1 protein-coding gene and 1 pseudogene are annotated in these 2,523 nt (G+C 49.1%); both read right to left on the bottom strand.

Annotated features, from left to right (window positions below):
• Positions 1 to 94: 94 nt before the first annotated feature.
• A pseudogene (locus tag J3482_RS19825) lies at positions 95 to 256 on the bottom strand (cytidine/deoxycytidylate deaminase family protein); the annotation flags it as partial.
• A 470-nt stretch (positions 257 to 726) separates the two neighbouring features.
• On the bottom strand, positions 727 to 2,013 hold the full coding sequence (locus J3482_RS19820) for an IS110 family RNA-guided transposase (RefSeq protein ID WP_146823983.1): 1,287 nt from the start codon (positions 2,011 to 2,013) through the stop codon (positions 727 to 729).
• Positions 2,014 to 2,523: the final 510 nt, after the last annotated feature.

The following is a 2,523-nucleotide window of genomic DNA, read 5'->3' as shown; positions in this document are numbered from 1 at the left end:
ACGGCGCAAGAATACCGATATATGGAATATTGTCTGCTTACCCTAGGTGTTGTTCCTTTTTCACCTCCACCCAAAACGACCATTCTGCAAAACGCTCAATACATAGGTTGGTTGCATCTCCGAGTACCTCGGGTGCGATACTTGTTAAAATCCGCCCACCCTTCGTATACATGGCTGCAGCACCGCCCCAACCGGTATGATACCTTGTCTTAATTAAGTCAACTGCCGCATCGTAAAGTTTGCGTTCTATATCCATGAGAACTCCTTCTAATTTCATCTTGATTTTACCCTCTCTGATTTCGAGTTTCCTAAGCAAGTCTCTGGTAGTGCCACTATTCAGTTAAACTCTCTCAATGATCTAAGATTTTCCCAGTCATTTAGCGGGTTTCTTCTTGGTCTAAACCAGACGTTCGGCTTAGAATACCGTGATTTCATGAGCTTTTCAGTCGTCAGGGTGCGTTCAAATAAGGGCTGTGCCCTTTTTTGAAATTTATGGTCGCGCTTTTGGATCTCCACATCTACCTTCGCGGCCTACCCTCTCATGCCTCACAGGGTCCATTTCTGGCCCTAACATTCCATCATTCCGCCTGCCGAAGGGTGGAGGCCAGCTTTGCTGCCCGCCAGGGTCGTTGCCCTCTTGTTAAGTGTTGTGCCGGCTGCTCCGCGCTTCGTTTGTCTGGTATTGCCTTAACAAAACTGCTAAATCACATGGATTAAATTAGACTCTCAAGCTGCATCCTGTAGCCGTTCTGCATGGATTGGCCCCAGCATTTGAATTGGATCATACGGTACTTGTCGCTTCCACAGTACAAACATGACGCGAATTAACTTACAGCACAATGCAATAATCGACTGAACTTTCTTGAGCGGATTTTCTGGCCTCTCCGTGTAGTATCTGTGCAGGCTCTTAAACTCCGCGTTCTTTGCAATCAACGGGATTACGCAACGAAATAGTAAAGCCCTCAGTTTCGGCCTTCCGCGTTTCGTGATCTGCCTGCGTCCATTGTGACTCCCAGAACTGTTCTCCTTCAGATTCAGTCCTGCCAGCTTCTGAATTTGTCTGGGATGTGCATAAGACGAGATGTCGCCAACTTCCGCAATGAAGCCAGCGGCTGTTACAAGCCCAATGCCAGGCATACTCATCATCTGCGTTGCCCCTGGAATCTGTCCAACCAACTGTTCAATTTCTGTTAGCAGTTCTTCTAGTTGCGCGTGTAGCAAGTCATACTGCCCCAACAGGATCTGCAGTTCCCGCCGGGCCATTTGGAGTCCTTCGGTAATCCCAATCGACGTACTTGCTGCACTCAATAACTGCCTCGCACGACTGACACCGACACCTCGAGAGATGCCTCCATCACGCCACGCACGAACAATCTCCACTTCGGTCGTACTGCCAACGTCGACTGGCAGCGGAAACGTGTGCAAACACACTAATGCAGCCTGTCCTTCCCAGTCCTTGAACACGCTCGTGAACTCAGGGAAGAACCGGTCCAGCCAGTTATGAACCCGCCCTTGCACTCGCTTCAGGTCCTCAATCAAACGCCCTCTTTGATTCATTCCCACGCGTATTTCCGCGTAGATATCCTCTGGAATGTTGGGTACGGAGTAGCGTCCATCCTTGACCAACTGCGAAATCACTCGAGCGTCTTTCCGGTCGTTCTTCGTTGGATTGTTATCATCCAACTCCTTGGTCTTCTTCACGTGCATTGGATTTACCAGAACCAAACCAACGCCGTGGTGACGGAGGAACTGCGCAAGATTCATCCAGTAGTGACCCGTTGGCTCAACGCCCAAAATGACGTTGTCAAAGCCATACTCGACCATGAGCGTCTCCAGCCAAGAGAGTAGCCTCTCAAAACCGTCTCTCGTGTTGTCGAAACTCAACGGTTTGCCAAGCTCAATACCGCGTGCGTCGCTGGCGCGAGCGACGTGAACCTTCTTAGCAATATCTGCTCCGACGACCAAGGTGGAATCTGTGACGCGACGGATTTTTGCATTTTGCGTTATACTCACTGCAGAACAACCTCCTGGTTCTTGTGTTTTGGTTTCGCCAATCCAAACACTACCAAGGGGTTGTTTTCTATTCAATCCTCAAGAACTTGCATTATAGGAATGCTGCCCGATTGCCCCGTAGCGTCTCGTCTTCACGAGTGCATATGCATGCAACGATGGTATTTTCCATTTCTGGGACAACGGCCCCCGTTACCTGAACGAATGATTGCCTGAGTCTACTCGATGTTTTGGCGAACAATTAGCTTCTTTTTCAATACTAAAAGGGACGATGCTATGCCCAGGATGGATAACACAGATAGCACAATCCATGTGATGTGACCGCCCCAGATGCTTAACAAGCTACCAATCACGAGGTATCCAATTGCTCCCATGCCCTGTGTGGCTGTCGACGTTATCGTATAAACTCGCCCCACCGGGTCAACCCCTTCTTATTGGACAATCGCTCTTTTTTGTAGAATGATTTAATATTCCGACACCCATTTATCCGCATCCAGGATTTCTCGTTTGCGC

This window comes from Alicyclobacillus suci (assembly GCF_017329615.1).
In the GTDB taxonomy this organism is placed as follows: domain Bacteria; phylum Bacillota; class Bacilli; order Alicyclobacillales; family Alicyclobacillaceae; genus Alicyclobacillus; species Alicyclobacillus suci.
This window is presented reverse-complemented; position numbering and strand designations above follow the sequence as displayed.